6 protein-coding genes are annotated in these 6,728 nt (G+C 68.0%); 3 read left to right on the top strand and 3 right to left on the bottom strand.

Annotated elements, in window-relative coordinates:
• Window positions 1-3 precede the first annotated feature (3 nt).
• Entirely contained in the window at window positions 4-999 is a 996-nt protein-coding gene (locus E8A74_RS42195; RefSeq protein ID WP_136934798.1) for a hypothetical protein, read from the bottom strand.
• A 105-nt stretch (window positions 1,000-1,104) separates the two neighbouring features.
• Between E8A74_RS42195 and E8A74_RS42200 the strand changes: the two genes are divergently transcribed.
• Window positions 1,105-2,928: a DNA methyltransferase gene (locus tag E8A74_RS42200; RefSeq protein WP_136934799.1), complete on the top strand. Its 1,824-nt coding sequence runs from the start codon at window positions 1,105-1,107 to the stop codon at window positions 2,926-2,928.
• Here E8A74_RS42200 and E8A74_RS42205 read toward each other — a convergent pair.
• Together E8A74_RS42205 and adh are read right to left on the bottom strand one after the other, a co-directional pair.
• A complete protein-coding gene (locus E8A74_RS42205; RefSeq protein WP_136934800.1) occupies window positions 2,906-3,301 on the bottom strand; it encodes a DUF779 domain-containing protein in 396 nt (131 codons plus the stop codon). The two genes, E8A74_RS42200 and E8A74_RS42205, sit on opposite strands and share 23 nt — an antisense overlap.
• Window positions 3,301-4,821, bottom strand: coding sequence for an aldehyde dehydrogenase (adh, locus tag E8A74_RS42210; protein ID WP_136934801.1), 1,521 nt, complete (start codon window positions 4,819-4,821; stop codon window positions 3,301-3,303). Before adh ends, E8A74_RS42205 begins: the two co-directional genes overlap by 1 nt.
• A 159-nt stretch (window positions 4,822-4,980) precedes the next feature.
• On the opposite strand from adh, the gene E8A74_RS42215 reads away from it, so the two are divergent.
• Window positions 4,981-6,093, top strand: a complete 1,113-nt coding sequence (locus E8A74_RS42215; RefSeq protein ID WP_136934802.1) for a hypothetical protein — start codon at window positions 4,981-4,983, stop codon at window positions 6,091-6,093.
• Window positions 6,094-6,242: 149 nt separating this feature from the next.
• The gene (locus E8A74_RS42220) at window positions 6,243-6,509 is read left to right on the top strand and encodes a hypothetical protein (protein WP_136934803.1); all 267 of its coding nucleotides are present in this window, start codon (window positions 6,243-6,245) and stop codon (window positions 6,507-6,509) included.
• Window positions 6,510-6,728 lie beyond the last annotated feature (219 nt).

Here is a 6,728-nt window from a genome sequence, read left to right on the forward strand (position 1 = left end):
GGGTCAGCGGCAGCCCTCGGCGCGGGACCAGTCGAACGTGTCGTCCTTGAACTCCCGTGTCGACTGCGATTTTCCTCCCATCGTCAAATCGACGGTCTGCTCGAACCGGACGTGACGAGGCCGGAGCGTGCGTGGATCGGTCTCCGCCTCGGTGCGCGTGATACGGCGGAGATTTTCGATGGGCATGTCTTTGGGGAAATGGGGTCCGGCGACCTCGCGGAGGAGGTTCGCGAGTCCCTGCTCGGCCTTTTCCCCCGCGAGGGTCTGGGTGATCGACACGCGGACGAGCGCGTCGTCGCCCTGGACTTTGCCGTGGTGCTCGAAGCGCATGCGCACAGGGACCTTCTCCGCGCCGGCCGGGACCACGTCGTCCGCCTCGACGACCTCGCCCGGCGAATTCGAGAGCCCGATCCACGCGCCGACCCAGGAATTCCAGGCGTCCCCCACGGAGGCGGCGAGCTGCGCCTGCATCTGCGGCGAGCGGAGCGCCTGCGCCATGAACGCGGAGAGCTTCGGGTTCTTGGTGATCGCCGGCGTGGCCAGCAGCCGCTCGATGACCTGATCGAGCTCGCGGGCCTCCAGGTACTCGCCCTCGGCCGAAATGATCATGGGCACGGGCATGCTGAGCAGCGGGAGCACCGGGGCGAGCTTTTCCTGGGCCTCGGGCGTGGTGGCGTCCTCGCCGTCGATCTCGAGGAATTCGGTGCCCTCGACGCGGACCTCGATCCTGTCGTTCTTGGCAGGGCGGGCTGCGACGAAGAAGCGCATCTTCGCGGTCTTGCCCCGCTTCTCCGAGACGCGCAGGACGGGGACGCGGCAAGGCACTTTCCACCCGAAGGAGAAGACGTCGACGTTCGTCGCGGAAGGATCCGCGGCCTCGTCGGGGCTCCCCGCGGACGAACCGGAGGCGGGCGTGGCCGGGTCTTTCGTGGCCTCGGACGAGGCGCCGCAGGCCGCGGTGAACAGGAGGAGCAGCAGGGGAAGTCGCGTGTTCTGCATGAGCGCGCGCAGCATCCTCCCCTTCGGCCCTCGTGATCCAGTGATTTTTCCTTGGGGCCCTTCCCCCGCGTTGCGCCTTGACGCACGGGAGGACGGACGAACATCATGGCGCCCGTGACCGGAGCGCCCGAGCGCGTGGAGGAGACGATCAGCGCCGCCGAGCGCCGGCAGCTCGGCGTGCATTACACGAACGAGGCGTTCATCCTCCGCACGATCCGGCCGCTTTTCCTCGACGCGCTCGAAGCCTCGCTCGCCGCGGCGCGCACGGCCGCCGCGCTTCACGCGTTCGTGGAGCGGCTCCTCGGTCTGCGTTTCCTCGATCCCTCGTGCGGCGCGGGAAATTTTCTCGTGGTTGCATACCGAGAAGTACGCAGGCTCGAAATCGAGGCCCTCGTTCGCCTCCGCGCGCGGGGCACGGCCCTGCCGCGCCGGGTGCGGCTCGACCAATTTTGCGGGATCGAGATCGACGCGCGCGCCGCGAACGCCGCGCGGATTGCGCTGGAACAGGAGGCCGAGGGCCACGACATCGTGGGCCCGCGCGACGAAGCGCCGCGCATCACGGTCGGCAATGCGCTGCGGATCGACTGGAACGACGCTTTGCCCGCCGAGCGCGCGTCGTTCGTCTTCGGAAATCCGCCCTTCGTGGGCATGGCCTGGATGAGCCCCGAACAGCAGGAGGATCGCCGCCTCGCCTTCGAGCCGCTCGACACGCGCGGGATCCACGCCGGCAGGCTCGATTATGCCGCGGCGTTCATCGCCCGCGCGATCACGTACGGCGCGGGCCACCCCGTCCGATTCGCGTTCGTCGCCACGAACTCCCTGACCCAGGGCGAGCAGGCGCGGAGCCTCGGCCCGCTGCTCTGCCGGTACGGGGTTCGGATCGATTTCGCGCATCGGACGTTCCACTGGGCGAGCGCATCGAGAGGGAAAGCGAACGTCCACGTGGTGGTGCTCGGGTTTTCCCGCGGGGACACCGGGCCGCGCCGGATCTTCGATTACCCCGATCCGCGGGGCGAACCCGTGGAGCGGGCGGCGGCGAACATCAATGTGTATCTCGCCGACGGGCCGGACGTCGTGCCGCGAAAACGAAAAACTCCGCTCGGCGCCGGTTATCCTGCGGGCACGAAAGGCAACCAGCCGACCGACGGCGGCCACCTCGTCGTCGAGCCCGAGGACCACGCCGCGGTGATGGCCGATCCCGTGGCCCGGCGTTACGTGCGGCGGTATCTCCAGGCGTCGGCGTTTCTCTGGGACGAGCCGCGCCATTGCCTCTGGCTCGAAGGCGTGCGCCCCGAGGAGATCACGGCGTCTCCGGTTCTGCAACGGCGTATCGAGGCCATTCGCCGTCTACGCCTCGCGTCGCGCACGCCGTCGGTGCGGGACCTCGCGGACAAACCTTGGCTGTTCACGCAGATCCGGCAGCCCTCCGTCCCTTACCTCGCGCTCCCGGAGGTCTCCTCGGAAAACCGCCGCGTGATCCCCGCGGCGTTCCTCGATCCGGAGGTGATCGCCGGCAACAAGCTGATCACGTTCCCCGGCGCCGACGACTGGCTCTTCGGGATGCTGCAATCGAGCATGTTCATGGCCTGGGTGCGCGCCGTGGCCGGGCGCATGAAGAGCGACATCAGCATCGCGCCGCACCTCACCTATTGCACGTTCCCCTTCCCCGAACCCGACGCCGAAGGCCGCCGCCGCGTGGAGGAGGCGGCCCGCGCCGTGCTCGATGCGCGAAGGACGTTCCCGGGCAAGAGCCTCGGCGAGCTTTACGATCCGCGGGGAATGCCCAAGGAGCTTTCGCGGGCCCACGATGGGCTCGACAGGGCCGTGGAGGTGCTTTTCGAGGGGAGGACGCCGCTCCGCACGGAGGCGGACCGGCTGCGGGCGCTCTTCGAACGGTATGCCGTGCTCAGCCTTGCGGGCCGCGCCTGACGCCGACGGCGTCGAGCGCGCAGAGCTCGTCCCCGCCAAAGACATTCGATCGCGTGAGGAATCGCATGCCCTCGGGGGATTCGATCGAGAAGCCGGCCCCGCGGCCCGGGACGGCGTCAATCACGAGCTGCGTGTGTTTCCACAGCTCGAACTGCGCGCCGCCGATGTACACGGGGCAGCCCTCGATCTCGCCGAGCAAGACGTCCCGCTCGCCCACCTTGAACTCCCCACGGGGGTAACACATCGGGGCGCTGCCGTCGCAGCAGCCCCCCGATTGGTGGAACATGAGCGGGCCGTGACGCACGACGAGCCGCCGGATGAGGCCGATGGCCGCCTCCGTGGCCGTGACGCGCGGCGGGGCCGTCGCTTCCATCAGAAGAACCCCAGCGCCTTCGGGCTGTAGCTGACGAGCAGGTTCTTCGTCTGCTGGTAATGCGAGAGCATCATCTTGTGCGTCTCGCGCCCGATGCCCGACTGCTTGTAGCCGCCGAACGCCGCGTGCGCCGGATAGAGGTGGTAGCAGTTCGTCCACACGCGGCCCGCCTGGATCGCGCGGCCCATGCGATACGCCGTGTTGATGTCGCGCGTCCACACGCCGGCGCCGAGACCATAAAGCGTGTCATTCGCGACGGCGAGCGCCTCGGCCTCGTCCTTGAATGACGTCACGCTCACGACAGGCCCGAAGATCTCCTCCTGGAAGATGCGCATCCGGTTCGTGCCCTCGAAGATCGTCGGCGCGACGTAATACCCATTGTCGAGATCACCGCCGAGCCGCACGCGCTCGCCGCCGATGAGGCACTTCGCGCCCTCCTTCTTGCCGATGTCGATGTAGGAGAGGATCTTCTCGAGCTGATCACTCGACGCCTGCGCGCCGATCATCGTCGTCGGATCGAGCGGGTTGCCCTGCTTGATCTTCTTCGTCCGCTCGACGGCGCGCTCGATGAACTGGCGGTAGATCTTCTCGGCCACGAGCGCGCGCGACGGGCAGGTGCAGACCTCGCCCTGGTTCAGGGCGAACATGGCGAACCCTTCGAGCGCCTTGTCGGCGAAATCGTCGTTCTGCGCGAAGACGTCCTCGAAGAACACGTTTGGCGACTTGCCGCCGAGCTCCAGCGTGACCGGAATCAGGTTCTCCGAGGCATATTGCATGATGAGGCGGCCCGTCGTGGTCTCGCCGGTGAACGCGATCTTCGCGATGCGCGGGCTCGACGCGAGCGGCTTGCCGGCCTCGAAGCCGAAGCCGTTCACGATGTTCAAGACGCCCGGCGGCAGGAGGTCGCCGACGAGCTCGGCCCAGAGCAGAATCGAGGCCGGCGTCTGCTCGGCGGGCTTGAGGACGACGCAGTTGCCGGCGGCGAGCGCGGGCGCGAGCTTCCACGCGGCCATGAGCAGCGGGAAGTTCCAGGGGATGATCTGGCCGATGACGCCGAGCGGCTCGGGGAAATGGTAGGCGACGGTGGTGTCGTCGATCTGGCCGATCGTGCCCTCCGAGCCACGAATACAGCCCGCGAAATAACGAAAATGGTCGATGGCGAGCGGCAGGTCGGCCGCGAGCGTCTCGCGCACGGGCTTGCCGTTGTCCCACGTCTCCGCGACCGCGAGCTTTTCGAGGTTCTGCTCCATGCGGTCGGCGATCTTGTTCAGGATGTTCGCGCGATCCGTCGGCGAGGTGCGACCCCACGCCGCGCGCGCGGCGTGCGCGGCGTCGAGCGCCTTGTCGATGTCCTCCGCGGAGGAGCGCGGGATCTCGCAGAAAGGCCGGCCGTTCACGGGGGAAATGTCCTCGAAATGCTCCCCCTTCACCGGGGCGACCCACTCACCGCCGATGTAGTTCCCATAGCGGGACTTGAACGCGACCTTGGAGCCTTCTTGGTTGGGCGGCACGTACACCATTGCGATTTCCTCCGCAGCGTGTCTCACCCCCCGACGTGCCCCCCGCGGGCCGCCTCGGAGGCGAGCGAGGAGCAAACTCCCCGGGGTCGCCGGTGTCAAGGGGGTTTCCGGGCGCAGCGAGGCCCCAGCTCGGCCCGCGTGTGTGGTAACGTCGACGTCATGCCGGATTTGATGTCGGACAACCACATCGGCCCCATGCTCTCGTCGTTCCTCGTGGACGGCGTGGGTACGCTGGGTTTCGTCGTGGCCTCTGGCGTCGCGCTCCTCGCGCGGGCCCGCAAGCGCGCGGAGGCGCGGGCGGCCGAGGCCACGTTCGACGGCGAGAAGCAGCTCGTGGCCGGCGAGGCGGTGCTCTTCGGCAAGGTCGAGCGGGCGGAGGGGTCGGACACCACGGTGCGCGTCGAGGTGGATCAGGAAGGCGAGGAGTCCGAGAGCTCCGGCGTGTGGTCGCACAAGTGGACCGAAAAGAAGCGGCGGGTCTTCGTCGCGCCATTTTACCTGCGCCTCGCGTCCGGCCATCGCGTGCGGATCGAGCCGCGGGACGACGTTTTCCTCGTGGACGAAATGGACGGGCTCCTCCGCGTCGATCTGAAGGCCCGCACGCGGTACGCCGAGCTCACGCCCGGCGAGCGCGTGTACGCCGCGGGGGTGCTCTCGCGCGCGCCGGATCCGGAGGCGCAGCCGGCGGCGGACTATCGAACGGGGGGCGAGGGGTACGTGCTCCGGGCGCCGCGCAGCGGGCGCATGCTGCTCTCGTCGCAGCCGCTCGGCGAGCGTTTCCACGAGCGCGCCCGCTTTCACGGGCGCTGGGCGATGTGGATCGCGCTCACCGCGATCACCTTCCACCTCCTCTTCCTCGGCTATCACGTGCGGCGCTGGGCCGGCACGGACACGACGGCCACCATCCGCAAGCTCGACCATTACGTCACGGAGAGCGACGACACCCTCACGCACCATTATCGGGTATGGCTCACGCCGCGGGACGGGCTCTCGGTCGACGACGAGGTGGAGCCGGAAGACTTCGCCTGGATGCACGAGGGCCAGATCGTGCCTGTGCGGCTCGTCGAGGGGCCGTTCGCGTCGAGCACGACAATCGGGGGTCACCTGACGGTCCACGACCTCGCCTGGAGCGTGGTGCCGCTGCTCCTCGGGGCGTGGCTCATCTACCAGTACCGCGAGCGCGCGAGCCGTCCCTGGTACGAGCGTGAGGTCGTGGACAAGGGCAGCGGGAGACTCGTCGAGACGTTCGACGCCGAGAAAAAGAGGAGTTAGCCGGGGCCCCGAGCCTGCGCCCTCTTATCCAATCACTTCGATAAGTTGACAAGGGAGTTCGGGGTGGATTTCGTCGCGGGAACGGATTAGGTTCCCCACTGCCGTGAGGGGGAGGCTCCGCGCGGCGCATAACCACAGGGGTATACGACATGGCAAAGCACAGTTTCTCGGTCAATTTCCCCGGCGCCGCGGTCGACATCATCGCGAAGGCGAGGGGCGCCATCGAGAAGGCGGGCGGCAAGTTCGGCGGCGACGAGAAGAAGGGTGATTTCTCGGTCCCCACCCCGGCTGGCACGGTCAAGGGCGTCTACACGATCACGGGCCAGGCGTTCGCCGTGGACATTACGGACAAGCCCTTCGTGGTGCCTGGCAGCGCGATCGAGTCGCAGGTCAAGAGCTTCCTCAGCAAGGCTTGAGTGAGCGGCGCGCCGGGGTTTCACCCTGGACGCGCGGCGACAGCGCGCGATGCGCGCTGTCGCCATGAAAAACGTCGCAACCATATACACCAACGCCGCCGTTTCGGCTGGCGGGGTGATTTGTGGTCTTGCCACAGGCCCGTCGGAGAAACCGCGCGATGCGCGGTTTCTCCGTTTTCGGTCCAGGCCGTGCCTGGTCCGGGGTGAAGGGGGCGGACA

The sequence above is a fragment of the Polyangium fumosum genome, assembly GCF_005144585.1.
GTDB classification, from domain to species: domain Bacteria; phylum Myxococcota_A; class Polyangia; order Polyangiales; family Polyangiaceae; genus Polyangium; species Polyangium fumosum.

Bases quoted from the DNA above. Each gene is read 5' to 3' on its own strand.
- E8A74_RS42200 (WP_136934799.1), top strand. From the start codon at position 1,105: ATGGCGCCCGTGACCGGAGCGCCCGAGCGCGTGGAGGAGACGATCAGC.
- adh (WP_136934801.1), bottom strand. From the start codon at position 4,821: ATGGTGTACGTGCCGCCCAACCAAGAAGGCTCCAAGGTCGCGTTCAAG.
- E8A74_RS42220 (WP_136934803.1), top strand. From the start codon at position 6,243: ATGGCAAAGCACAGTTTCTCGGTCAATTTCCCCGGCGCCGCGGTCGAC.
- E8A74_RS42205 (WP_136934800.1), bottom strand. From the start codon at position 3,301: ATGGAAGCGACGGCCCCGCCGCGCGTCACGGCCACGGAGGCGGCCATC.
- E8A74_RS42195 (WP_136934798.1), bottom strand. From the start codon at position 999: ATGCAGAACACGCGACTTCCCCTGCTGCTCCTCCTGTTCACCGCGGCC.
- E8A74_RS42215 (WP_136934802.1), top strand. From the start codon at position 4,981: ATGCCGGATTTGATGTCGGACAACCACATCGGCCCCATGCTCTCGTCG.